We start from the raw sequence: 24079 nt of genomic DNA, 5'->3' as shown, positions 1-24079 counted from the left end.
GCGCGACATGCTCGACGGCGGCGAACTGGACGTCCTGACCGGCGACTACCTGGCCGAGCTGACCATGCTGATCCTCGGTCGGGACCGGCTGCGCGACCCCGACCTCGGCTACGCGAAGACGTTCCTGCGCCAGATGGAGACCTGCCTCGGCACCGCCCTCGACCGGGGGGTACGGATCGTGACGAACGCCGGCGGACTGAACCCCTCCGGCCTGGCCTCGGCCATCGAGACCCTCGCCGCCCGGCTGGGCCTGACCGCCCGGGTCGGGTACGTCGAGGGTGACGCCATCGGGCGGCCGGACGCGCTGACCGCCAACGCCTACCTCGGAGCGTACGGCATCGCCGCCTGCCTCGACGGTGGAGCGGACGTGGTGGTCACCGGGCGGGTCACCGACGCGTCGCTTGTCGTCGGCCCGGCCATCGCCCGTTACGGGTGGAGCCGCGACGACCTCGACGAGCTGGCCGGGGCGACAGTCGCGGGACATCTCGTCGAATGCGGCGCGCAGGTCACCGGCGGCAACTTCAGCTTCTTCACCGAACTGCCCGACGGCGGGCGCCGCCCCGGCTTCCCCATCGCCGAGGTGTACCCGGACGGCTCCACCGTGCTCACCAAACACCAGGGCACCGGCGGCGCGGTCACCGTCGAGACGGTCACCGCCCAACTGCTCTACGAGATCGGCGGGCCGGCGTACCTGGGGCCGGACGTGACCACCCGGTTGGACACTGTGACGCTGCGACCCGAGGGGCCGGACCGGGTCCGGGTCCGCGGGGTCCGGGGCACCCCGCCGCCACCCACGCTCAAGGTCGGCGTCAACAACCTCGGAGGGTTCCGCAACTCGATGACCTTCGTCCTCTGCGGACTGGACATCGAGGCGAAGGCGGCGCTGGTCCGGGGGCAGATCGAGGAGGCGGTGGGCAAGGACGGGCTGGAGTTCACGCTCGCCCGCACCGACCACCCGGACGCCGCCGACACCGAGGCCGCGAGCGCACTGCTGCACGTACACCTGCGCGACAGTGACAAGGCGCGGGCCGGGCGGGCGTTCTCGGCCGCGGCTGTGGAACTGGCGTTGGCCTCGTACCCGGGATGCACGCTGACCACCCTGCCGGGCGACGCGACACCGTACGGCGTGTTCACCTCCGACGACATCCCACAGGACGACGTCACCCACGTCGCGGTGCTGCCCGACGGCGCGCGGGTGCCGGTCGCCCCGCCGATCCGTACCGCCGCCACCTCCGGGGACGAGACGGTCCCTGGCGACCCGGCGGCGGCGGTGGACGGTCCGACCCGGCGCGGGCCGCTCGGCGAGCTGGTCGGCGCGCGCTCCGGGGACAAGGGCGGGGACGCCAACCTCGGTGTCTGGGCGCGCTCCGACGCCGGGTACGCGTGGCTGCGCGCCTGGTTGACCGTGGAGCGGCTGGCCGAACTGCTGCCGGAGACCGGGCCGCTGACGGTACGGCGCTACGAGCTGCCGAACCTGCGGGCTGTCAACTTCGTGATCGAGGGCCTGCTCGGGGCGGGAGTGGCCGCGTCCACCCGGTTCGACCCGCAGGCCAAGGCGCTTGGTGAGCTGCTGCGCGCCCGGATCGTCGACCTGCCGGCCGACGTGCCGACGGGAGCGGGCCGATGAGCATCGTGGACACACCCGAACGCCGGCAACTGCGCGAGCTGACCCGGGCTTTCGTGACCCGGGAGGTGCTGCCGCACCTGGACGACTGGGAGCGGGCCGGCGAGGTGCCCCGCGCCCTGCACGAGACAGCCGCGAAGATCGGCCTGCTCGGGGTCGGCTTCCCCGAGTCGGTGGGCGGCAGCGGCGGGGACCTGCTCGACTCGATCATCGTGACCGAGGAGGTGATCCGCTCCGGCGGCTCGTCCGGCCTGATCGCGGCCCTGTTCACGCACGGCATCGCGCTGCCGCACATGGTCGCGGCGGCGGGAGTGGGCGTCGGCGGTTCGCTTGGCGGCCGGGCCGGCGGCACCTCCGCGCCCGGCGACGACCACCTGATCGAGCGGTATGTCAGGCCCACCCTGGCCGGCACGATGATCGGCGCCCTTGCCATCACCGAGCCGGACGGCGGTTCCGACGTGGCGGGCATCCGTACCACCGCCCGCCGCGACGGCGACCACTACGTGGTGAACGGGTCGAAGACGTACATCACCAGCGGGCACCGGGCCGACTTCGTGACCACCGCGGTCTGCACCGACTTCCCCGGCAGCGGCTCCCTCACCCTGCTGGTCATCGACAAGGACAGCCCCGGGTTCACTGTGGGCCGCCGGCTGGAGAAGCTGGGCTGGCACTGCTCGGACACCGCCGAGCTGTCCTTCGTCGACGTGCGGGTGCCGGTGGCCAACCGGATCGGCGCGGAGGACACCGGCTTCCTGGCGATCATGCAGAACTTCGCCGCGGAACGGCTCTCGTTGGCCACCCAGGCGTACGCCACCGCGCAGCGCTGCGTCGAGCTGGCCACGCGCTGGTGCCGGGACCGGGAGACCTTCGGGCGTCCGCTGGCCAGCCGGCAGGTGATCCGGCACCGACTGGCCGAGATGCACACCCGAACCGAGGCGGCCCGGGTGTACGTGCACGAGGTGGCCGTGCGGGTGGCGGCCGGCGAGCCGGTCGTGACCGAGGTGGCGATGGCGAAGAACGTCGCGGTGGCCGCCTGCGACCAGGTCGTCGACCAGGCGTTGCAGCTGCACGGCGGGTTCGGCTACCTGCGCGACGCCGAGGTGGAACGGCACTACCGCGACGCCCGGATCCTCGGCATCGGCGGAGGCGCCACGGAGATCATGAACGAGATCATCGCGAAGGGCATGGGCCTATGAGCATCCTGGACAGCGCGATCGACACGTCCGCGCCCGGGTACGCGGCGAACCGGACCGCGTTGTTGGAACGGCTGGCCGAGCTGGACGCCGCGTTGGACCAGGCCCGGGCGGGCGGCGGCGAGAAGTACGTCACCCGCCACCACAAGCGGGGCAAGCTGCTCCCCCGGGAGCGGATCGAACTGCTTGTGGACGCGGACAGCCCGTTCCTGGAGTTGTCGCCTGTCGCCGCGTACGGCACTGACTTCCCGGTGGGGGCCAGCGTGGTCACCGGCATCGGTGTGGTCGAGGGCGTGGAGTGCCTGATCGTCGCCAACGACCCGACGGTCCGGGGTGGCGCGGTGAACCCGTGGTCGCTCGCCAAGACCCGGCGGGCCGGCGAGATCGCCCTGGCCAACCGGCTGCCGATGGTCAACCTGGTCGAGTCGGCCGGGGCGGACCTGCCCACCCAGGCGGAGATCTTCATCCCGGGCGGACGGGTGTTCCGGGACCTGACCCGGCTCTCGGCGGCGGGCATTCCCACGGTAAGCGTGGTCTTCGGCAACGCCACGGCAGGTGGCGCGTACGTGCCGGGGATGTCCGACCACGTGATCATGATTCGGGACCGGTCGCAGGTCTACCTGGCGGGACCGCCGCTGGTGAAGATGGCTACCGGTGAGGTCACCGACGACGAGTCGCTTGGCGGCGCGGCGATGCACGCCGGCACGTCCGGGCTCGCCGACCACCTGGCCGCCGACGAGCGGGACGGCATCCGGCTGGCCCGGCAGTGCGTACGACGGTTGAACTGGCGCAAGCACGGCCCGGCGCCGCGTACGGCCGTCCCGCAGCCACCCAAGTACGACCCGGAGGAGCTGCTCGGCATCGCCAGCGCCGATCTGAAGGTGCCGTTCGACCCGCGTGAGGTGCTGGCCCGGATCCTCGACGGCAGTGACTTCGACGAGTTCAAGCCGGCGTACGGGGACGCGCTCGTCACCGGTTGGGGAGAGCTGCACGGCTACCCGGTGGGTGTGCTGGCCAACGCGCGGGGGGTGCTGTTCAGCGAGGAGGCGCAGAAGGCGGCGCAGTTCATCCAGCTCGCGAACGCCTCCGACACTCCGCTGATCTTCCTGCAGAACACCACCGGCTACATGGTCGGCACCGAGTACGAGCAGCGCGGCATCATCAAGCACGGCGCCCTGATGATCAACGCGGTGTCGAACTCGACTGTGCCGCACCTGACTGTCAACCTGGGCGCCTCGTACGGGGCCGGCAACTACGGCATGTGCGGCCGGGCGTACGAGCCGAGGTTCCTGTTCACCTGGCCGAACGCGAAGTCGGCGGTGATGGGCCCGGCGCAGCTGGCCGGGGTGCTGTCCATCGTGGCCCGGCAGGCCGCCGCCGCTCGTGGGCGCGACTACGACGAGGAGTCCGACGCGGCCATGCGGATGATGGTCGAGCAGCAGATCGAGTCGCAGTCCGGCGCGTTGTTCCTGTCCGGCCGGCTCTACGACGACGGGGTGATCGACCCACGGGACACGCGTACGGTCCTCGGGCTCTGCCTCTCGGCGATCCACAACGGCCCGGTGAAGGGCGCCGACGGTTTCGGCGTCTTCCGGATGTAGGGGGGCTGGTCCGGTGAGCACGAGGAACACAGCGAAGCGGAGTCCGGCAGTCGCGAACGAAGGGCAGGCTCAGTGATTTCGAGATTACTCGTCGCCAACCGGGGGGAGATCGCCCGCCGGGTCTTCGCGACCTGCCGGGCGCTCGGCGTGGAGACGGTAGCCGTGCACTCGGACGCGGACGCGGACGCGCCGTTCGTGGCCGAAGCCGACCAGGCGGTCCGGCTGCCCGGGGACACGCCCACCGAGACGTACCTTCGGGTCGATCTGATCCTGGAGGCGGCCCGGCGCAGCGGCGCGGACGCCGTCCACCCGGGTTACGGGTTCCTCGCGGAGAACGCCGAGTTCGCGGCGGCGGTGACCGACGCGGGGCTGACCTGGGTGGGCCCGCCGGCCAAGGTGATCGCGGCGATGGGTGACAAGCTGGCAGCGAAGACGCTGCTCGCCGAGGCGGGCGTGCCGATGCTGCCGAGCTGGACCGACACCGCCGACGTGACCGACTTTCCGGTGCTGGTGAAGGCGTCCGCCGGCGGAGGCGGGCGGGGGATGCGGATCGTCCGGGACGCCGACGGGCTGGCCGAGGCTGTCGCCTCGGCGGGCCGCGAGGCCGCTGCGGCGTTCGGCGACGGCACGGTCTTCATCGAGAGGTACGTCGAGCGCGGCCGGCACGTCGAGGTGCAGATCTTCGGCGACGCCGAGGGCCGGGTGGTGGCCCTGGGTGACCGGGAGTGCTCGATCCAGCGCCGGCACCAGAAGATCGTCGAGGAGGCGCCGGCGGTCGTACCGGAGTCGGTGCGGACGGCGTTGCACGAGGCGGCGGTGGCCGCCGGCCGGGCCGTCGACTACCTGGGTGCCGGCACTGTGGAGTTCCTGCTCGCGCCGGGCGGGGAGTTCTTCTTCCTGGAGATGAACACCCGGCTCCAGGTGGAGCACCCGGTCACCGAGCTGTGCACCGGACTGGACCTGGTGGGGCTGCAACTGCTCGTCGCGGAGGGTCAGCCGCTTCCGGCGACCCTCGGCGCGAGCACCGGCCACGCGATCGAGGTACGGCTCTGCGCCGAGGACGCGTCGGCGGGGTGGCGCCCGGCGGCCGGCACCCTGCACCGGTTCGCCGTCCCTCAGGTGGCGGCCGAGTTCGGCGGGCTGAGCGGGCCGGGCCTGCGGCTCGACTCGGGTGTGGTGGCCGGCTCGGTGGTAGGCGTGCACTACGACTCGATGGTCGCGAAGCTCGTGGCCTGGGGTCGTACCCGCACCGAGGCGAGCCGGCTGCTGGCCGGCGCGCTGGCCCGGGCCGAGCTGCACGGGGTGACCACTAACCGGGACCTGCTGGTCCGGGTGCTGCGCAGTCAGGCGTTCGCCGCCGTCGAGATCGACACGGGTTTCCTGGACCGGCACTCCGAGGTCTTCGCGCCGCTGCTGCCCGCCGGCCAGCTTCCGGTGGTCGCGCTCGCGGCGGCGCTCGCCTCGGCCGCCGGCCGTCGCGCTGGGGCCCGGGTCCTGGCCGGGTTGCCGTCGGGCTGGCGCAACGTGCCGGCCGTCCCGCAGGTCACCCGCTTCACCGGCCCGGACGGCGAGATCGAGGTCCGCTACCGGCTCGACCGCACTGGCGCCCTCGCCGAATGGTCCGCCGACCCCGGCAGCCCTGACCTGACAGTGGCGCTCGTCGAGGCCACCCCGGGCCGGGTGGTGCTCGACGTCGACGGGGTTCGCCGCGCGTACCGCGTACACCGGGTGGGGTCGGAGGTCTTCGTGGACGGTCCGGACGGGGCGGCGAGCCTCACCGAGCTGCCGCGTCTCCCGCTGCCGACGGCGGAGCTGGCGGCAGGGTCGCTGCTCGCGCCGCTGCCCGGCGCGGTGACCCGGGTGCACGTCGAGGTCGGCCAGCGGGTCTCGGCCGGCGAACCGCTGCTCACGCTTGAGGCGATGAAGTTGGAGCACCCCGTGGTCGCCCCGATCGACGGAGTGGTCGCCGAGCTGCCGGTGCCGGCCGGCGGTCAGGTACGTACCGGTGCCGTGCTGGCCGTCATCGACAACGCCGAGGAGAACTCCTGATGACCTTCGACCTCACCCCCGAGCAGGACCAGCTGCGCGACGCCGTCAGGGCGTTGGGCCGCCGCTACGGCCACAGCTACTTCGTCGAGAAGGCGAAGGCCGGCGAGCACACCACCGAGCTGTGGGCCGAGGCGGGACAGCTCGGCTACCTGGGGGTCAACATCCCCACCGAGTACGGCGGCGGGGGCGGCGGCATCACCGACCTGGCGATCGTCTGCGAGGAGCTGGCCGCGGCCGGCTGCCCGCTGCTGCTGCTTGTGGTCTCCCCCGCCATCGCGGCGACGGTGCTGAACCGGCACGGCACCGAGGAGCAGCGCAAACGGCACCTGCCAGGCCTCGCCGACGGCACCCAGAAGATCGTCTTCGCGATTACCGAGCCGGACGCCGGCTCCAACTTCCACCGCCTGAGCACGGTGGCCCGACGTGACGGCGACGGTTGGCTGCTCAACGGCCGCAAGTGCTACATCTCCGGGGTCGACGAGGCCGGTCACGTGCTGGTGGTGGCCCGTACCGAGGACTCCTCCACCGGCAAGCTCAAACCGGCGCTGTTCCTGGTGCCGACCGACGCCGCCGGGCTGACCCGTTCCAAGCTGGACATGGAGATCGTGTCCCCGGAGAACCAGTTCCTGCTCTACCTGGACGACGTGCGGGTGCCCGCCGACGCGCTGCTCGGCGAGTCGCTGGACGCCGGCCTGCCGGCGCTCTTCGCCGGGCTGAACCCGGAGCGGATCACTGTCGCCGCGATGGGCGCCGGCACCGGCCGGTACGCCATCGAGCGGGCCAGCGACTACACCGCCACCCGCAAGGTCTGGGGTGGCCGGAGCATCGGCACGCACCAGGGCGTGTCGCATCCCCTCGCCCACGCGGCAGTGCAGGTGGAACTGGCCCGCCTCATGATCCAGAAGGCGGCGACCCTGTACGACGCGGGCCGTGACCTGGAGGCCGGGGTGGCCGGCAACATGGCCAAGTACGCCGCCGGGGAGGCCGCCGCGCTCGCCGTGGACACCGCCGTCCAGGCCCTCGGCGGGGCGGGCATGACCACCGAGTACGGGGTGGCGACCCTGCTCGGCGCGGTCCGGGCAGGTCGCATCGCCCCGGTCAGCCGCGAGATGATCCTCAACTTCGTCGCCCAGCACGTCCTGGGCCAGGACAAGTCCTACTGAGCACACGCCTCCTACTGAGCACACGCCGAGTCGATCCCGACTGTCGGCGCGTCGGTCGGCTCTGCGGTTGACAGTCGGCCGGAGCCGGACATGCTGGAGGGGTGAGTCGACTGCCCAGGCCCGATGCGCGGACGGTGGCGGTGATCGCGGGGCTGGGAGCCCTCGCGCCGCTGGTCACGCTTGCCGTCTGGCGACGCCAGGATCTGGTGGGCGTGGTGCTCGCACTGCTCTGCGTCCTGCTGGCCATGGTCGCCGGAGTGGCCGCCTCGGCAGCCCGGCAGGGCGACGCCCCCGAGCCGGCGGAGCGGCCATTGGCGGCCGGACCGCCCGAGCTGATGCCCTACGGCCTCGACGCCGACACCCTCGACGCGCTGGACAGCCGGGACGCGTTGCGCGCGGTGCGGGACAGGCGGCGAGGGTCGGGCGGGCTCAGCGATCGGTGAGGGTGGGCGCGCTGAGCGCGTTCACGCCCTTCCCGGCCAGACACCGGTAGGCGCGGTCGACGCTGCCCTCGACGGGCGGCAGCACCTCCAGGTGCCAACCGGTCGCCTCGGCGATCCCGGTGGTCAACCGGAAGGTGGTGGCGCTGCACACCTGCCGTACCGGCTCGGCGGCGACCACCTCGTCGTACTCGGCGCCGACCAGCGACACCGGCAGCAGACCCTCGGCGTAGGTCTCCCAGGTGTGCGGGCCGGCGCACGGTAGGCGGGCCGCCTCGGCGCGGCTCCCACGGATCCGCATCGGGCCGAAGCACTCCAGCTCGGGCAGGCAGCGGGCGCCGCCGGGCAGGGCGGTCGGCGCGCCGGCGCTTGTCGTGCAGCCGGGCAGCGGTCCGGTGGCCGGTGCGGCGACCTGGCTGGCGGAGGGGGACGGCCCGGGCGGCGGCGCACTGCCGGCCACCCAGGCACCCGCGGTGGCCGAGGCGGCGAGCGCGAGCGCACCCGCGCCGCCGAGGAACCAGCGCCGTCGCCAGCGCCGGCCGGCGGGGGCCGCCTGCTGGGTGTCCTCGACGGCAGGTCGGGGCGATGGCTGGCTGGCCACGTACGGGCCGGAGTAGGCCCCTCCGCTGACCGGAGCGCCACTGACCGGCGGGCCGAGGGGAAGGCCGGCGAGCATCTCGTGCAGTTCGAGGGCGGAGGGCCGCTCGGCCGGGTCGTTGGCCATGCCGGCGCGCAGCACGTCGATCAGCTCGTCCGGTACGCCGGGCAGGCCGGGGAGCGGCTGGTTGAACATCTCCAGCACGGTGACCAGGCTGGGATTGCGCTCGGACTGCCAGCGCGGCGGCCGGCCGTGCATCACCGCGTAGAGGGTGGCGCAGAGCGCGTACACGTCGACGGCGGGGGACGGCGGGCTGTGGCTGAACATCTCCGGCGGCGCGTACGCCGGGGTGAGCACCTCCAGGGTCACCGAGGCGTCCCGGTGCTCCGCGAGCACGGCCAGCCCGAAGTCGGCGAGCACCGCGGAGTTGAAGTTCGAGTAGAGGATGTTTGCCGGCTTGACGTCCCGGTGCAGCACCCCGGCGGCGTGCGAGTGGGCGAGCGCGTCGGCGATCTTCATGCCGAGGTCGCGGGTCTCGACCGGGCCGAGCGGCGAGGTGCGCATCCGTTCGGCGTACGACCCGTCGCAGAGTTCCATGATCAGGTAGGGGTGCTGGTCGACGGTGACCCCGACGTCGAAGAGGTCCACGACGTGCGGGTGCGACGACATCCGGCCGGCCGCCCGCGCCTCACGCAGGAAGCGGGCCTGGTCCCGCTCGTTGTCGAGCGTCCGGTTCTCCACCTTGACGGCGACCTCACGGCCGACCGAGATCTGGGTGGCCTGGTAGACGGTCGCGTAACCACCCCGGGCAAACACCCGCAGATCGGTCAGGCCGGGCACGTTCGGCACCGGCAAACCTCCAGTCGGGGTGTCGGTCACTGCTCGAAAATACCCAACCCGGCCGGAGGCTCAGCGCACCGCGTCCGCCGGAGCGGCACCGGCGTCCCCGACGTCGCCCGACGTGTCGACGGCAGGCGCCGCCCCGACGCCGCCCCGACGGGCGTCCAGGCGCAGACCGATCGCGGTGGCCACCGCGCCCAGCCCCTCCCACGCGGCCACCCCGAAGAACCGGTCGGGCGCGATGTCGGCAAGCACGGCGATGGTGAACACGGTGAACGTGACCAGCCGGAAGACCACTGTGAAGCGGTAGAACACCCGCCACTCGGTGACAGTCGCGAGCAGGTAGTAGACGCCCATGTTGAACGCCGCCATCGAGGACGCCAGCAGGAACGTGCCCGTGTGGTCACCGACGGCACGCGTCTGCGGCACCTCGAGACCGAGCATGCGCAGCTGCGCCTCCGGCCAGAGCAGCCCGACCGCGCCCATCACCAGCGCCAGCACACCGAAGACCGCGATGGTCCAGCCCGCGATGGAACGCGGCAGCTTCATGAAGAGCCTCCCCAGGCACGGCGACGATCACCACTGTGGACCACCGACGGTGCCAACACGCTAGCCGGTAGGTCCGACGACCACATCCCCGGAACCGGCAGAAACCCCCGGCCCGTTGATCAAGGAGTTCCGGTCAGGAGAGGCGGCCGCGCAGGGCGTCCGCCTCGGCGCGTTCACTGCGCTGCTCGGTCGCGTACGCCAGGCGTACCGCCTCGTCCGCGCAGGCGCGGGCGTCCTGCGGATGGCCGCAGGCCGCCAGCGCCTCGGCCAGCACACCTGCCGCGATCACCTGGCTGCGGACGTCCTCGGCCGGCGCGGTGACCGCCCGCCGCGCCCAGTCCAGCGCCTGCTCCCGCTGACCGTGCGCCAGCAGCGCCGACGCGTACCGGGCCATCGTCTGGCGGCGGGAGAAGAGCAGCGACGGGGCGCTCGCGGCGACTGTCGCCACCGGGGCGAGCAGACCGACCGCGGTCGCCGGGTCACCGGCCGCCAGCCGGGCGGTGGCCAGCAGCACCCGGGGCGCGACCTGCGCCGGCGCCTGCGGGTTGTGCGGCTCCACAGCGGTCAGCACCTCACGGGCCACCCGCTCGGCCGTCTCGCAGTCCCCCATGTCCAGGGCCACGAAGCCGCGCAGCGTCCCGGCCATCCCGGTGAGCAGCGGATGCGACGTCAACTCGGCGTACGACAGGGCGTCGGTCAGCAGGTCCGCCGCGTGCTCCGGCTCGCCCAGCCCGCGCGCCACCACGGCACGGACCACGAGCGCGAAGCCGCGCCCCCAGTCGTCGGACGCCGCGGCGAACTCGCGGTACGCCCGTCGTGCCTCCCGGTCCGCCTCGGCCAGCTCACCCAGCTCGGCCGTGGCGTACGCCGCCACCGCGCGCAGCGTGCCCACCGCCCACGCCTCGCCGACCCGCTCACCGAAGGGCAGGAAGACCTGCGCCAGCCGGCACGCCTCGCCCAACCGCCCGGCGAGCAGGCGGGCGAACGCGGTGGTGCCCCGCAGCCAGGCCCGCCCGTACGGGTCCTTCAGCTCGGCGAAGAGCCGGGCGGCCCGGCCGAGCACCGCGTCGGTGCCGGCGAAGTCGCCCCGGGTGGTGGTCACCCAGGCCAGGTTCTGCAACGACCACGCCTGCCCGCGTCGGTCCTGCGCGCCGAGGCTCACCTGGTACGCGGCGGCCAGCCGGCTGCTCGCCTGGCTCAACCGTCCGCCCACGAAGTCGGCCATGCCGAGCCGGCGCATCGCCGAGGCGCGCAGGGTGGGCAGGCCACCGGCTGTGGCGACCTGCAACGCCTCCTGCCAGGCGGACACCGCCCGACCCTGGTCGCCGAGGGTCTGCTGGGCCTGGCCGGCGAGCAGCAGAGCGCTTGCCCGTACCGCCTCGTCGCCCGTGTTCGCGGCGATCTTCTCGGCGAACGCGAGCGCGTCGACGACCCGGCCGATCTGGAGCAACGCCCGTGCGTGCACGACCCGGTCGGCGGCCGGCACCCCGTCGCGGGCCAGTTCGGCGGCGCGTTCGGCGTACTCCACGGCCATCGCCGGCTCCCCGGCGGACAGCGACCGGCGGGCGGCCCGGCCGAGGGCGGCGACCCCGAGCGGGCCCACCGCCCGGGCCGGCGCGTCCGGACGCAGCTTCACCGCGTCGGCGAGCCGGGCGGCCCGCTCGACGTGCGTCGCCACGAAGTCGTCGCGTGCCTCCTCGGTGAAACCGCCCACCGTGCCGGCGGTGGCCCCGTCCACAGGTGCCGCCCACCGGGCCAGCGCGGCGTGCCGTTCGGCCAGTTCCGCCTTGCTCACCCCGGCGTACGCGGCCTCGCGCATCAGGGGCGTCGCGAACGCGTAGCCGGAACGCGTGCGGTGCAGCATCCGGCGTTGCAGCAGCTCCTCCACCGCCCTGTCGAGTTCCACGGCGACCACCGCTGAGGGCCGCCCGTCGCGGCCGGCGCGCTGCTCCCGCAGCGCCTCCAGCGCACCTGTCGGCACCGTGTCGCCGACGACGGCGGCGTCCCGCAGCACCGAGCGGGCGTCCGGCGGCAGTGCGTCGATCCGGGCGGCCAGCACGGCGGCGAGGTCCCGGGAGAGCAGCCGGCTGCCCAACGAGCCCGGCACCAGCCGCCAGCCGGACGAACCCTGGTCCCGAGCGCCGGGGGCGGTGGTGAGCGCCCCGCGCTCGATGAGCAGCGTGACCAGCTCGGCCAGGTAGAACGGGTTGCCCTGGGCGGTGGCGAGCAGCCGGTCGGCGTCCGCCTGCGGCAGCTTGCCCCCACCGAGGTAGCTGGTGAGCAGGCGGGCCGCGTCGGCCCCGCGCAGTGGCGGCAGGGAGTGCACCTCGGCGTCCGCGACCCGGGTCAGCGCGCCTGCGGTACGCACCAGCTCGGGACGCCCGAGCAGGAGCACCAGCACCGGGCCGCTGAGCCGGGACAGGGTCAGCCCGAGGGCACGGATCGTCTCGGCCGTTGCGTCGTGCAGGTCGTCCACCACGATCACCAGTGGCGCCTCGGCGGCGAGCCCGCTGAGCAGGTCGGCGACCGCGTTCGGCACCGCCTCGGCGTCGGCGGTCAACGCTGCCGCGCCGCCCCACTCACCGTTGTCGGTGCCCGTGTGCGCGGGCAGCTCGGCGTAGCCGAGAAGGGCGAGCAACTGCTCCGTGGCGATCGGTGGCACCTCACCGCCGGCGCGGGTGAGTCGCTGGCCGAGCCGGCGCAGCCGCTCCTCCACAGCGGGTCGGGTCAACCCGGTGGCCGCGTCGCTGGGCAGACCGACGGCGGCGCGGACCAGGTCGGCGAGCGGCGCGAGACGGCGGCGCTCGCCGAAGGCGGCGCAACGCACCGACAGCACCCGGGCGCCGGTGTGCGCGGCGTACCGGCCGGCGCCCACGTCGTACCCGGCGGCGAGGCGCTCCACCTCTGCCGCGAACCGGGACTTGCCGATACCCGCCTCGGCCGTCATCAGCAGCACCCGCGGGTCGCCCTGGTCGATCACCTCGGCGAGCCGGCCGGCCACCCGACCGATCTCGGTTTCCCGGCCGACGTAGGGCGCCTCGTCGCCGAGCCCCGAGCGGGTGCCCGGCGCGTCCAGCAGACCCAGCAGCTCGTACGCCTCGACCGGCTCCCGCTTGCCCTTCAGGCGCAGCGGGCGCAGTGCCCGCCAGGACGCGACGTGCCGGGTGGCGGCGGCGGTCCGCCCGCCCGCGTAGACCGCGCCGACGGCTGCGGCGTCGGCCAGCCGGGCGGCGGTGTTCACCGTGTCGCCGATGACCGTGTACTCGATCGCGGCCTGGATGCCCGCGATGACGTCGCCGGTGTTGAGCCCCACCCGGAGGCCCAGCGGCGCGCCGCCGCCGCGCTCGTCGTCGAGCACCCGACGGACCGCCCGCTGCATGGACAGGGCGGCGCGGACCGCGCGTTCGGCGTCGTCCTCGTGCGCCACGGGGGCGCCGAACACCGCCATGATCCCGTCGCCGGTCAGCTTGTCGACGTGCCCGCCGAAGGTCTTCACGGCGCCCGCGAGGGCCGCGAGTACCCGGTCGGTGACCGCGCCGACGCGTTCCGGGTCGAGATCCTCGGACCAGGAGGTGAATTCGGAGAGGTCGCCGAAGAGCACGGTGACCACCCGGCGCTCGGCCGCCGGCAACGTCGCGGCGGCCGGCAGCGCGGCACCGCAGTTGTGGCAGAACCGCGCGCCGGGGACGGCGACGGTTCCGCACACCGGGCAGGTCACATGTGCTCCAACCCACTGACCCCCGGCGCGGATTCCCCGGCGGCGACGCCCAGATACTCCAGTTGGGCACGGACCGACCATTCGGCCGCCCACCACAACGAGCGGTCCACGTCCGCGTAGACCACCGCGACCACCTCGGCGGGGGTGCGGGCGCCGGCATCGACAGCCGCCCGGACCTGGTCGAGCCGGGCCCGCCTGTGGGCCAGGTAGAAGTCGGCGGCGGCGGCGCAGTCGGCGAGCGCCGGGCCGTGGCCCGGCAGCGCCGGGATCCCGGTGTACGCGGACAGCAGCTCCAGGCTGCTCAGGTAGTCACCGAGGTGCCCGTCTGGGTGGGCGACGACTGTGGTGCCCCGGCCGAGAATGGTGTCGCCGGTGAGGACCACCCGTTCGCCGTCGTGCTCGACGAGGAAGCAGACCGAGTCGGCGGTGTGCCCGGGGGTGCTCAGCAGGCGGATGTCGAGGCCGTAGCCGCCCAGGTGCTCGCCGTCCTCGGTCAGCGGCTCGCCGCCGATGGTGTGCGCCGGGTCGACGGCGAGGACGTGCGCTCCGCCGAGCAGGTCACTCAACCGGGCGGAGCCCTCGGTGTGGTCGGGGTGGCCGTGGGTGATCAGGACCAGCCCGATCGGGCCGTACTCGGCGATCCGGGTCAGGTGCCCCTCGTCGGCGGGCCCCGGGTCGACCACCACGGCGTACTCCGCCGCCGGGGCGCGCAGCACCCAGGTGTTGGTGCCGTCGAGGGTCATCGGGCCGGGGTTCGGCGCGCGCAGCAGAGAAACCCAGCGGGGCAGCTCGTCGGCAAGCGCCGCCACCGCCCCCGTCACGTGCCCGCTCATGGCTGCGATCGTACGACCCCGGTCACCCTGCCCCGCGATCTTGCACTTGCTGCTGCTGATTCATGCCCCTTCAGGGCATTCGTCGGGGCAGAAAGTGCAAGATCGCGGCTGTGGTGCGGCGGGTCAGGCGACCTCGACGATCAGTTCGATCTCGACGGGGGCGTCCAGCGGGAGCTCGGCGACGCCTACCGCGCTTCTCGCGTGGCGGCCGGCCTCGCCGAACACGGTGCCGAAAAGGTCAGAGGCACCGTTGATCACGGCGGGCTGTCCGGTGAAGCCGGGCGCGGAGGCCACGAAACCGGTCACCTTCACCACCTTGACCACTGTCTCCAGACCAACCAGCGAGTCGACCGCCGCCAGGGCGTTGAGCGCACAGCGCTGGGCCAGGTCCTTCGCCTGCTCGGCGGAGATCCCCGCGCCGACCTTGCCGGTGGCCAGCAGCTTGCCCTCGGCGATCGGCAACTGCCCGGAGACGTACACGTGCTGGCCGGACTGCACGGCCGGCACGTAGCTGGCCACCGGCGGAACCACGTCGGGCAGTTCGAGACCCAGCTCGGCGAGCTTCGCGTGCGGACCGTTGCTCATGCCTTGGGCCGCTTCAGGTACGCCACCAGCTGGTCCGGGTTCGGGCCGGGGACCACGGCGACGAGCTCCCACCCGTCCTCGCCCCAGTTGTCGAGGATCTGCTTGGTCGCGTGGACCAGCAGCGGGACCGTGGAGTATTCCCACTTCTGCATCGCTGAAGGGCTCCCTCTCGGTGCGGAATTGTTCGAGGCACAGCCTACGGTCCGCTGGCCGAGCGAGGCGCGGGACGCTGCTCCGGCGTGGTCGGCAGCTCGCCGCACGGCCCCTCGTGCTCGTACCCCTGCGGGCACCGGGAGCGGTCGGGCAGCAGCAGGTCGCAGAAGACCCGGTGCCTGTTGTTCTGGTCGTCGGCGTTCGACACGGTGGTCTCGCCGGCGTCCAGCTCCGGAAGGAATCCCAGGGACACCGCGACCCGACCGGCCAGCGCGGTGGCCGCCGCCAGGTCGGGCACCCGGATCGGCAGGTGGATGACGAAGCCCGGCTCGTCGTCGTCCCGGACCCGTTCGGCGGGACGGTTGGACACGCGGACCACCTCCGGCGGCTCCGGAACCCGGCGGTACGACCGCTCGTTGACCGGCGGGCTGCCGAGCGGCCCGCCGGTCGCCTCGCCCACGGCAGCCGTCCGGCGGAGCCGATCGTTCGTCGGAAACTGGGTGCGAGGGATGTTGTCCGCGTCGCGCATGCACTGCCTCCGGTAGTACCAGTCGGATCACGCTTCCGGCCCGGACGATCCGCCCGTTCCGCCCCCCGCACCGGGACGAAGGTAGGTCCGGGGCAGCAGTCCCGCCAACAGGACGCGCACGATCAGTCACCTAAAGTCGCATATATGACACCTTGGGGTTAGTAATCCCGACTGCGGCAGATTCCACCTCTTCGTCGGCCGAACCGGTGGCGCGAACAGCACGATAGGGGCGACACCCGGCCCGCGGTTGACCGCTACCCTTCCGGTCGGACGGTCGCGCCGCGCCCGGCCGACCGCTCGATCACGCTCGACGCCCCGCCGGCGGCGGGCGCCGCACCCCCGGGGGAAAGACATGACCCAGCCACCCAGCGGCGACCAGGCCGGCACGCCCGCCCTCCCGCCGGCCGGCCCGGATCCCGCCGGCCAGCCCGGCACCCCGGCCGTTCCCGGCCAGGCGACTCCGACTGCTCCCGGCCAGGCGGCTCCCACCGCAAGACCCGCCCAGTCGCCCCCCACCGGTCAGTCCGGCCAGCTCGCCCTGCCCGCCGCGCCTGCCGTCTCCGCGCCGACCTTCCCCGGTCAGGCTGCCGCCGCCGGCCCGGGCGGTCCCGGCACGGCCGAGCCGCCGGCGGGGCCGGGCGGCCCGACCACCTCGGACATCCCGCCACCCCCACCCGGTTACCCGCCCTACCAGGGCGCCCCCGTGCCGCCGAAGAAGAAGCGCGGCCTGCTGATCGCGGCGATCGCGCTCGTCGTGATCATGGTGCTCTGCGTGGGCGGCGGTGTGGTGGCGTTCCTGACCCTGCGCAACGCCGAGAGCGGCGAGGGCGCCAAGGAGCCGGCGGTAGCAGTCGACGAGTTCCTCACCGCGATCTACAAGGACCGCGACGCGTCCAAGGCGGCCAGTCACGTGTGCGCCGCCTCCCGTGACGACAAGAAGATCGCCGCGAAGGTCGCGGAGGTGCAGAAGTACGCCTCCGAGTACAAGAGCCCCCGTTTCCGCTGGACCACCCCGAAGGTGGACAACAAGACGGGGGACCGCGCCACCGTCTCCACCCGGGTCACCATGACCACCGCCGACGAGAAGGTGGCCGACCAGGACCTGCGCTTCACTGTGGTGCAGAAGACGGGTTGGTGGGTCTGCGAGGTCGCGTGACCGGCAAGCCTGGATAGGCTCGACTGGTGCGTGCAGCTGAGCGGCCGACCGACCCGGCCGGTACCGGATGGTCGGCGCGTCTCCACGTGGTGACCGGCAAGGGTGGCACCGGCAAGACAAGCGTGGCGGCGGCGCTGGCCCTGGCGCTGGCCGCCGGTGGCCGGCGCACCCTGCTGGTGGAGGTCGAGGGTCGCCAGGGCATCGCCCAGCTCTTCGGCATCGACCCGCTGCCGTACGAGGAGCGACACCTCGCGGACGCCCCGGACGGCGGTGAGGTGCGCGCGCTCGCGGTGGACGCCGAGGAGGCGCTGCTCGAATACCTCGACATGTTCTACAAGCTGGGCGCTGCGGGCCGGGCGCTGCGCAAGCTCGGCGCCATCGACTTCGCCACCACCATCGCCCCGGGACTTCGCGACGTCCTGCTCACCGGCAAGGTGAAGGAGGCCACCACCCGCACCTCGGGTCAGCGTCGGGCGTACGACGCGGTGGTGCTGGACGCTCCTCCGACCGGGCGGATCGGCCGTTTCCTGAACGTCACCGCCGAGACGGCCCGGCTGGCCAAGGTCGGCCCGATCAAGACCCAGAGCGAGGGGGTCGCCGCGTTGCTGCGTTCCCCGATGACGGCGGTGCACGTGGTCACGCTGCTGGAGGAAATGCCGGTGCAGGAGACGGTGGACGCCGTCGCCGACCTGACGTCGCTCGGCTTCGGCATCGGCAATGTGATCGTCAACGCGACCCGTCCGCCGCTGCCCGCAGGCCGGGCCGTCACCGCCGCCGAGCTGAAGCGAGGGCTGGTCGCCGCCGGGCTGCCTGCCGACCGGGAGATCGTGGCCGGCCTGCACGACGAGGCCCGGGACCAGGTCATCCGTCGGGAGCTTGAGGATTCGCTCCGCGCCGACCTGGTGGAGTTGGGGCTGCCGATGTTCGAGCTTCCGTTGTTGCCCGACGGGGTGGACCGGGCTGGCCTCGAGACGCTGTCCCGTGCCCTCGTCAGGGCGGATTGACTCACACCTGAGGTCGGCACGGACGCACGGACCCACGCGGCCCGATACGCTCGATTGGTGCCTTCCGAAGACGCGGCGCCGCAGCTGGACGTCGACCAGATCCTCGCCGACCCCGGCGTGCGGATCATCGTGTGCTGCGGTGCCGGCGGGGTGGGAAAGACCACCACGGCGGCCGCGCTGGCGCTGCGGGCCGCCGAGCAGCACGGCCGCCGCACGGTGGTGCTCACCATCGACCCGGCCCGCCGCCTTGCCCAGTCGCTGGGCCTGACCGAGCTGGACAACACGCCTCGCCAGGTCAAGGGGATCGACGTCGAGGCCAGCGGCGGTGAGCTGCACGCCATGATGCTCGACATGAAGCGCACCTTCGACGACGTGGTGCTCCAGCACACCGATCCGGCGAAGGCCGCGGAGATCTTCGCGAACCCGTTCTACCAGGCCATGAGTTCCACCTTCTCCGGCACGCAGGAGTACATGGCGATGGAGAAGCTGGGCCAGCTGCACGCCCGCGGCGAGTGGGACCTCATCGTGGTGGACACTCCGCCGTCGCGCTCGGCACTTGACTTCCTGGACGCGCCGGCCCGACTGTCCCGCTTCCTGGACGGCCGGATGCTGCGCCTGCTGCTGGCACCGGCGCGCACCGGTGGTCGGAGCATGTTCAGCCTGGTCACGGCCTCGTTCGGGATGTTCTCGAAGGTGGTGCAGAAGGTGCTCGGCGCGCAGCTGCTCACCGACCTGTCCGGGTTCGTGGCCGCACTGGATTCGATGTTCGGCGGTTTCCGGCAGCGGGCCGAGCAGACGTACCGCATCCTCCAGGCACGGGAGACGGCCTTCGTGCTTGTCGCGGCCCCGGAGCCGGACGCGGTCCGGGAGGCCGCGTACTTCGCCGGCCGGCTGCGGGAGGAGAAGATGCCGCTGGCCGGCCTGGTGCTCAACCGGGTGCACCGCCCGGCGGTGCCGGAGCTGGACGCCGAGCAGAGCCGGGCCGCCGCCGAGCGGCTGACCGAGCTGGGTGGGCACGAGGCCACCGCCGACGTGCTGCGGGCGCACGCCGCGTTGGCCCGCCAGGCGGTACGCGAGCAGCAGGTGGCCGCGCGGTTCACCGAGGCGTTCCCGGCCGTGCCGGCGGTCTCGGTGACGGCGCAGCCCGCCGACGTTCACGACGTCGACGGGCTGCGGACGATCGGCGCGGCGATCAGCCGGCAGTGATCCGCGTCAGTTGGCCGCGCTGACCAGGATCTTGTCCTTGCCGGCCTTGTCCTTGCTGTTCTTCTTCATCGCGGCCTCGAACATCTTGCGCCAGCTCGTCACCTGCGGGTGGCGGCGCAGCAGCGCCCGGCGTTCGCGTTCGGTCATCCCGCCCCACACACCGAACTCGATCCGGTTGTCCAGCGCGTCGGCCAGGCACTCGTACCGAACTGGGCAGCTCCGGCAGATCCGTTTCGCCACGTTCTGTTCGGCGCCCTGTACGAACAACGCGTCCGGGTCCCCGTTCTGACACGCCGCCAGCGACGGCCAGTCAGTGATCATGCCCATGTGTACACGTCCCCCCTTGCAGTACCTACCGACCTCGTCGATGCACGTCAGCCGGCAATTCCCCCCGATCGCCCGGCCTGCCTTCCCCAAGGCGGCGCGGACGACATGTGGCGCTGTCGCCGCCCCCATCATGCTCTGTAGTCGACCGATTACGCAACGTTGTCGACGAAATCCATCATTCCGGACACTCCCGGCTTCCCGGGCTCTTGACCGCCGCTTACCCCGCCGAGGTCGACGAAAACGCTGCGCCGCCTCCACCAATCGGTGGAGACTCGCGGCAGGTCACACGCAACCACGCACCGGGGGTCGTGCGTTTAGCACAACGAGGGCAGCGCGCGCAGGAAATGGGGAAAGAACGCCCCAGCGCCCCTCGTTCCCTACTCGCGTACCATGCCGAGGTGACCTGGATGCGGAAACGTGACCACAATGTGCTGACCAACGCCGCATCGCTAGCCGTGTGTGGCCTACTGGCCGGCGTGGTGGTCGCTGCGGCGGCCTTCCCCGCGGTGGCGATGTCCGGCTTGGCCGCGAAGGCCGGCGCCGAGACCTTCGGCGCCCTGCCCACGGAGTTGACTGTGGCCCGCGCGCCACAGATCAGCTACCTGCTGGCATCGGACGGCAAGACACCGCTCGCGACGATGTACGACGAGAACCGGCGGGACGTCAAACTCGCCGACATCTCGCCGGCCATGCAGAAGGCCATCATCGCGGCCGAGGATCACGACTTCTACAAGCACAACGGCGTCGACATCAACGGCGTCGCCCGTGCGTTCGTCAACAACCAGAGCGAGGGCTCCGGCCGGCAGGGCGCCTCGACGCTGACCATGCAGTACGTCCGGCTGGCCATCGCGTACTCGGCCACCCACCCGGCCGACGTGGTCGCGGCGACCGAGGACACCAGCGCCCGCAAGCTGCGCGAGATGCGGCTGGCCCTGCAGGTCGACAAGGAGTTCTCCAAGGACGAGATCCTCACCCGCTACCTGAACCTCGCCTCGTTCGGCAACGGCGCGTACGGCATCTACGCCGCCAGCCAGGTCTACTTCGGCAAGCCGCCGAGCAAGCTCAAGATCGAGGAAGCGGCGCTGCTGGCCGGCATGGTGAAGGCGCCCACCACGAACGACCCGACCACCAAGGCCGGCTACCCGCTCGCCCTGGACCGTCGCAACTACGTCATCCAGAACATGGTCGACATCAAGGCCATCACGCAGCAGGAGGCCGACGCGGCCAAGGCGACCAAGCTGGTCGTGAAGGACAAGCGCACGCCGAACGGCTGCGTCGCCGCGAACGTCAACAGCTGGGGCTTCTTCTGCGACTACTTCTACCGCTGGTGGATGCAGCAGGAGACGTTCGGCTCGACCACGTACGACCGGGAGCGGCGGCTCAAGAGCGGCGGCTACACGGTCGTGACGTCGATCGACGTGCAGGCGCAGAAGGGCGCCGACAAGGCCGTCCGTAAGGCCAAGAGCGAGAACAGCAAGGAAGCCGCCATGGTGGCGGTCGTCGAGCCCGGCACCGGCCGGGTGCGGGCGCTCGCCGTGAACCGGCAGTTCAAGCTGGACGACCCGAAGAACCCGAAGAACAAGCTGTCCAGCGACCCGGCGAAGAGCAAGAAGGGCATCCGGGGCAACTACCCGGCGACCGTCAACCCGCTGCTCACCGGCGGCGACGGCATCACCGGCTACCAGGCCGGCTCGACCTTCAAGCTCTTCACCATCGTCGCCGCGGCCGAGAAGGGCATTGCGCTCAGCTACCCGTTCAACGCGCCGCAGCAGTTCAAGTCGGAATACATCATCGACAGCAGCAGCCCGGCCGCCTGCAAGGGCACCCACTTCTACTGCCCGACCAACTCCGGCCTGAAGGCCGGCGGCATGCAGAACATGTGGACCGCGTTCGCGCAGTCGGTCAACACCTACTTCGTCCCGCTCCAGCAGCAGGTCGGCGCGGAGAACGTGGTGGACGTCGCCAAGCGGGCCGGCATCCAGTTCCGGGCCAGCAACGACGCGAAGTTCGCCGCCACCAAGGAGGCGGCGCACCAGTGGGGCGCCTTCACCCTGGGCGTCTCCTCGACCACGCCACTGGACCTCGCCAACGCGTACGCGACCTTCGCGGCGGACGGCAAGTACTGCGAGCCGATCCCGGTGCAGGAGATCCGCGACCCGGACGGCAAGAAGCTGGACATCGCCAACCCGCGCTGCGAAAAGCGGTTCAGCACCGAGGTGGCCCGGGCCGCCGTGGACGCCGCCCGCTGCCCGGTCGGTGACAACTCCAAGACCAGCAAGTGCGGCAACAGCCGTACCGCAGGCGTGGTGAAGGGCATCGTCGACGCGCCTGTCGCCGGCAAGTCCGGCACCACCGACTCGGAGAAGACCGCCGCCCTGGTCGCGATGACCAAGCAGTACGCGGTGGCCGGCATCATGGCCGACCCGGACTGGCCGCAGACGAACGTCAAGATGAAGCACGCGGAGAAGGACGGCATCAACCCTCCGGTGTACGAGACGCTGCGCGACGCCATGAAGGGCAAGCCGCGGATCAACTTCGAGCCTCCGGGCCAGAAGATCTCCGAGGGTGACCAGCGCAGCATCCCCGACGTGAAGTGCGTGTCGGTCGAGCAGGCGAAGTCGCGCATCAAGGGCGCCGGTTTCGAGCCGGTCGTCTCCGAGGCGAAGGTCCCGTCCTCCTGCCCGGTCGGCACCGCGGCGGGCACCAGCCCCGACGGGCGCACCATCAAGGGCGGCATCGTCACCATCCAGGTCAGCAGCGGTGGCGGCGCCACCCCGCCCGACAACAAGCCGAACCAGCCGAACATCCCCGGTCGCCCCGGCGGCGGCGGTCGCCCCGGCGGCTGAGCCGACAGGCAACACACGCGAACGGGCGGGCACCCCTCCACGGGGTGCCCGCCCGTTCGTCTGTCCGGACTACCGCTGCTCGCGGGTCAGAGGCCGAGCTGTCGGCGTACCTCCGCAGCCACCCGACCGCCCTCGGCCTGGCCGGCCACCGCGGCCTGGGCCGCCTTCATGGCCGGGCCCATCTGGGCCTTGCCGGTGAAGCCGCCCGCGGCGAGCGCCCCCGAGACCAGCCCGGTCAGCTCGGCGTCGGAGAGCTGCTTGGGCAGGTAGCGGTCCAGCACCTCACCCTCCGCGGTCTCCTTGGCGGCCTGCTCCGAGCGGCCGGCGTCGGCGAAGGCGGTGGCCGCCTCCCGACGCTTCTTGGCCTCCTTGGTCAGCACCGCGAGCACCTCGTCATCGGTGAGCTCGCGCTTGGCCTTGCCGGCGACCTCGGCATTGCCGACGGCGGCCAGGGCCATCCGCAGCGTGGAGGTGGTCAGCTCGTCGCGCGCCTTGAGCGCGGAACGCATGTCGGCGGTGAGGCGGTCCTTCAGCGTGCTCATGGACGGTCAAACTACCCTGAACGCCATGCGAAAGCGCACACTATTCCGGCTCGCCGCCGGAACCGCCGCCGTCGGAGCAACCACCCTCGCGTACGCGTCGCTCATCGAGCGCAACATGTTCACCCTGCGGAGGTACAACGTACCGGTGCTGCCGGCCGACGCGGAGCCGCTGCGCGTACTGCACCTGTCGGACCTGCACATGATGCCCGACCAGGCGCGCAAGCAGGGGTGGGTGGCATCGCTCGCCGCCCTCGACCCGGACCTGGTGGTCGTCACCGGGGACAACATGGCGCACCCCGACGCCGTGCCGGGCGTGCTGCGGGCGCTGCAACCGCTGCTCGACTACCCGGGCGCGTTCGTGTTCGGCTCGAACGACTACACCGGGCCGGTGCTGAAGAACCCGTTCACCTACTTCCTGCCCGACCGCGAGTACACCGAGGGCGTCGACCTGCCCTACGAGGAACTGCGCCAGGTGTTCACCGGCGCCGGCTGGGCGGACCTCAACAACGCCCGGACCACGCTGAAGGCCGGCGGACGGCAGCTCGACCTGGTCGGCGTCGACGACCCCCACATCGACCGGGACGACTACCCCGCCGTGTCGGGCGCGGTCTCCTCCTCGGCAGACCTGTCCATCGCGCTGACGCACTCCCCCGAGCCACGGGTGCTCGACCAGATGGCCGCCGACGGCTTCGGACTGCTGCTGGCCGGACACACCCACGGCGGTCAGGTCTGCGTACCCGGGTACGGGGCGCTGGTGACCAACTGCGGGCTGCCCCGCTCGATGGCACGCGGCCTGCACCGGTGGCCCGGATCGGACTCCTGGCTGCACGTCTCCGCCGGCCTCGGCACCCACCCGACCGCGCCGATCCGCTTCGCCTGCCCACCCGAAGCCTCCATCCTCACCCTCATCCCCCGCTGACCCGACCCACGCCCAGGCCTCCTGGCGGCCCGGTCGAGCGGCGGGGGTACCGAGTTTGACCCTCGGGGCGGGTGGGCTACTATTTGTCGGCACGCCTCGGGGTGTGGCGCAGCTTGGTAGCGCGCTTCGTTCGGGACGAAGAGGTCGTCGGTTCGAATCCGGCCACCCCGACCAGAGGCAAGAGGGCACATCCACTCGGTGGAT

At 72.4% G+C, this 24079-nt stretch carries 20 protein-coding genes and 1 tRNA gene; 12 read left to right on the top strand and 9 right to left on the bottom strand.

Annotated elements, in window-relative coordinates:
- Positions 1–7: 7 nt before the first annotated feature.
- The 6 genes from ACZ6N8_RS15495 (at position 8) to ACZ6N8_RS15470 (ending at position 8073) form a co-directional block, all read left to right on the top strand.
- Positions 8–1627, top strand: coding sequence for an acyclic terpene utilization AtuA family protein (locus ACZ6N8_RS15495; RefSeq protein ID WP_466010896.1), 1620 nt, complete (start codon positions 8–10; stop codon positions 1625–1627).
- Positions 1624–2820 (top strand): acyl-CoA dehydrogenase family protein, encoded by a 1197-nt coding sequence (locus tag ACZ6N8_RS15490; RefSeq protein WP_466010490.1) that lies wholly within the window; start codon positions 1624–1626, stop codon positions 2818–2820. The genes ACZ6N8_RS15495 and ACZ6N8_RS15490 overlap by 4 nt, the downstream gene beginning before the upstream one ends.
- Positions 2817–4418 (top strand): acyl-CoA carboxylase subunit beta, encoded by a 1602-nt coding sequence (locus ACZ6N8_RS15485; protein WP_466010488.1) that lies wholly within the window; start codon positions 2817–2819, stop codon positions 4416–4418. Before ACZ6N8_RS15490 ends, ACZ6N8_RS15485 begins: the two co-directional genes overlap by 4 nt.
- A gap of 72 nt (positions 4419–4490) precedes the next feature.
- On the top strand, positions 4491–6467 hold the full coding sequence (locus ACZ6N8_RS15480; RefSeq protein WP_466010486.1) for an ATP-binding protein: 1977 nt from the start codon (positions 4491–4493) through the stop codon (positions 6465–6467).
- Positions 6467–7630, top strand: coding sequence for an acyl-CoA dehydrogenase family protein (locus ACZ6N8_RS15475; protein ID WP_466010485.1), 1164 nt, complete (start codon positions 6467–6469; stop codon positions 7628–7630). The genes ACZ6N8_RS15480 and ACZ6N8_RS15475 overlap by 1 nt, the downstream gene beginning before the upstream one ends.
- 101 nt (positions 7631–7731) lie before the next feature.
- On the top strand, positions 7732–8073 hold the full coding sequence (locus ACZ6N8_RS15470; RefSeq protein ID WP_364372349.1) for a hypothetical protein: 342 nt from the start codon (positions 7732–7734) through the stop codon (positions 8071–8073).
- On the opposite strand, the gene ACZ6N8_RS15465 is transcribed toward ACZ6N8_RS15470, so the two are convergent.
- The 7 genes from ACZ6N8_RS15465 to ACZ6N8_RS15435 all read right to left on the bottom strand — a co-directional run bounded on the left by ACZ6N8_RS15465 (position 8060) and on the right by ACZ6N8_RS15435 (position 15875).
- Positions 8060–9547, bottom strand: a complete 1488-nt coding sequence (locus ACZ6N8_RS15465; RefSeq protein WP_466010484.1) for a serine/threonine-protein kinase — start codon at positions 9545–9547, stop codon at positions 8060–8062. The two genes, ACZ6N8_RS15470 and ACZ6N8_RS15465, sit on opposite strands and share 14 nt — an antisense overlap.
- A gap of 30 nt (positions 9548–9577) precedes the next feature.
- Positions 9578–10057: a hypothetical protein gene (locus ACZ6N8_RS15460; RefSeq protein WP_466010482.1), complete on the bottom strand. Its 480-nt coding sequence runs from the start codon at positions 10055–10057 to the stop codon at positions 9578–9580.
- Positions 10058–10190: 133 nt separating this feature from the next.
- Positions 10191–13775: an adenylate/guanylate cyclase domain-containing protein gene (locus ACZ6N8_RS15455; protein ID WP_466010480.1), complete on the bottom strand. Its 3585-nt coding sequence runs from the start codon at positions 13773–13775 to the stop codon at positions 10191–10193.
- On the bottom strand, positions 13772–14608 hold the full coding sequence (locus tag ACZ6N8_RS15450; RefSeq protein ID WP_466010479.1) for an MBL fold metallo-hydrolase: 837 nt from the start codon (positions 14606–14608) through the stop codon (positions 13772–13774). The genes ACZ6N8_RS15455 and ACZ6N8_RS15450 overlap by 4 nt, the downstream gene beginning before the upstream one ends.
- Before the next feature lie 123 nt (positions 14609–14731).
- The gene (locus tag ACZ6N8_RS15445; RefSeq protein WP_364372334.1) at positions 14732–15193 is read right to left on the bottom strand and encodes a RidA family protein; all 462 of its coding nucleotides are present in this window, start codon (positions 15191–15193) and stop codon (positions 14732–14734) included.
- Positions 15190–15345, bottom strand: a complete 156-nt coding sequence (locus tag ACZ6N8_RS15440; RefSeq protein ID WP_007466198.1) for a DUF4177 domain-containing protein — start codon at positions 15343–15345, stop codon at positions 15190–15192. The genes ACZ6N8_RS15445 and ACZ6N8_RS15440 overlap by 4 nt, the downstream gene beginning before the upstream one ends.
- 44 nt (positions 15346–15389) lie before the next feature.
- Entirely contained in the window at positions 15390–15875 is a 486-nt protein-coding gene (locus tag ACZ6N8_RS15435; RefSeq protein WP_466010477.1) for a hypothetical protein, read from the bottom strand.
- 538 nt (positions 15876–16413) lie between these two features.
- On the opposite strand from ACZ6N8_RS15435, the gene ACZ6N8_RS15430 reads away from it, so the two are divergent.
- Genes ACZ6N8_RS15430 through bagB form a run of 3 tightly spaced genes read left to right on the top strand, consistent with a single transcriptional unit; the run spans position 16414 to position 19241 of the window.
- Positions 16414–17031: an Rv0361 family membrane protein gene (locus ACZ6N8_RS15430; protein ID WP_466010894.1), complete on the top strand. Its 618-nt coding sequence runs from the start codon at positions 16414–16416 to the stop codon at positions 17029–17031.
- A 26-nt stretch (positions 17032–17057) separates the two neighbouring features.
- Complete coding sequence (bagA, locus tag ACZ6N8_RS15425; RefSeq protein ID WP_387114582.1) at positions 17058–18035, top strand: ATPase BagA; 978 nt, start codon at positions 17058–17060, stop codon at positions 18033–18035.
- A 57-nt stretch (positions 18036–18092) separates the two neighbouring features.
- Positions 18093–19241 carry an ATPase BagB gene (gene bagB / locus ACZ6N8_RS15420; protein ID WP_466010475.1) on the top strand — a complete coding sequence of 383 codons (1149 nt, stop codon included), beginning with the start codon at positions 18093–18095 and terminating at the stop codon, positions 19239–19241.
- Between the two features lie 6 nt (positions 19242–19247).
- Here bagB and ACZ6N8_RS15415 read toward each other — a convergent pair whose 3' ends face one another.
- Positions 19248–19568, bottom strand: a complete 321-nt coding sequence (locus ACZ6N8_RS15415) for a WhiB family transcriptional regulator (protein ID WP_030328078.1) — start codon at positions 19566–19568, stop codon at positions 19248–19250.
- A 407-nt stretch (positions 19569–19975) separates the two neighbouring features.
- Between ACZ6N8_RS15415 and ACZ6N8_RS15410 the strand changes: the two genes are divergently transcribed.
- Complete coding sequence (locus ACZ6N8_RS15410) at positions 19976–22414, top strand: penicillin-binding protein (protein ID WP_466010473.1); 2439 nt, start codon at positions 19976–19978, stop codon at positions 22412–22414.
- An 86-nt stretch (positions 22415–22500) separates the two neighbouring features.
- On the opposite strand, the gene ACZ6N8_RS15405 is transcribed toward ACZ6N8_RS15410, so the two are convergent.
- Entirely contained in the window at positions 22501–22956 is a 456-nt protein-coding gene (locus ACZ6N8_RS15405; RefSeq protein WP_466010471.1) for a GatB/YqeY domain-containing protein, read from the bottom strand.
- Between the two features lie 25 nt (positions 22957–22981).
- On the opposite strand from ACZ6N8_RS15405, the gene ACZ6N8_RS15400 reads away from it, so the two are divergent.
- Positions 22982–23875 carry a metallophosphoesterase gene (locus tag ACZ6N8_RS15400; RefSeq protein WP_466010470.1) on the top strand — a complete coding sequence of 298 codons (894 nt, stop codon included), beginning with the start codon at positions 22982–22984 and terminating at the stop codon, positions 23873–23875.
- Positions 23876–23972: 97 nt separating this feature from the next.
- Positions 23973–24049: transfer RNA gene (locus ACZ6N8_RS15395), tRNA-Pro, on the top strand.
- The last annotated feature ends 30 nt before the right edge of the window (positions 24050–24079 follow it).

The organism is Micromonospora sp. NPDC047521, from assembly GCF_055587305.1.
This window is presented reverse-complemented; position numbering and strand designations above follow the sequence as displayed.

Bases quoted from the DNA above. Each gene is read 5' to 3' on its own strand.
- ACZ6N8_RS15495 (WP_466010896.1), top strand. From the start codon at position 8: ATGCTCGACGGCGGCGAACTGGACGTCCTGACCGGCGACTACCTGGCC.
- ACZ6N8_RS15490 (WP_466010490.1), top strand. From the start codon at position 1,624: ATGAGCATCGTGGACACACCCGAACGCCGGCAACTGCGCGAGCTGACC.
- ACZ6N8_RS15485 (WP_466010488.1), top strand. From the start codon at position 2,817: ATGAGCATCCTGGACAGCGCGATCGACACGTCCGCGCCCGGGTACGCG.
- ACZ6N8_RS15475 (WP_466010485.1), top strand. From the start codon at position 6,467: ATGACCTTCGACCTCACCCCCGAGCAGGACCAGCTGCGCGACGCCGTC.
- ACZ6N8_RS15460 (WP_466010482.1), bottom strand. From the start codon at position 10,057: ATGAAGCTGCCGCGTTCCATCGCGGGCTGGACCATCGCGGTCTTCGGT.
- ACZ6N8_RS15450 (WP_466010479.1), bottom strand. From the start codon at position 14,608: ATGAGCGGGCACGTGACGGGGGCGGTGGCGGCGCTTGCCGACGAGCTG.
- ACZ6N8_RS15445 (WP_364372334.1), bottom strand. From the start codon at position 15,193: ATGAGCAACGGTCCGCACGCGAAGCTCGCCGAGCTGGGTCTCGAACTG.
- ACZ6N8_RS15440 (WP_007466198.1), bottom strand. From the start codon at position 15,345: ATGCAGAAGTGGGAATACTCCACGGTCCCGCTGCTGGTCCACGCGACC.
- ACZ6N8_RS15435 (WP_466010477.1), bottom strand. From the start codon at position 15,875: ATGCGCGACGCGGACAACATCCCTCGCACCCAGTTTCCGACGAACGAT.
- ACZ6N8_RS15415 (WP_030328078.1), bottom strand. From the start codon at position 19,568: ATGGGCATGATCACTGACTGGCCGTCGCTGGCGGCGTGTCAGAACGGG.
- ACZ6N8_RS15410 (WP_466010473.1), top strand. From the start codon at position 19,976: ATGCGGAAACGTGACCACAATGTGCTGACCAACGCCGCATCGCTAGCC.
- ACZ6N8_RS15405 (WP_466010471.1), bottom strand. From the start codon at position 22,956: ATGAGCACGCTGAAGGACCGCCTCACCGCCGACATGCGTTCCGCGCTC.
- ACZ6N8_RS15400 (WP_466010470.1), top strand. From the start codon at position 22,982: ATGCGAAAGCGCACACTATTCCGGCTCGCCGCCGGAACCGCCGCCGTC.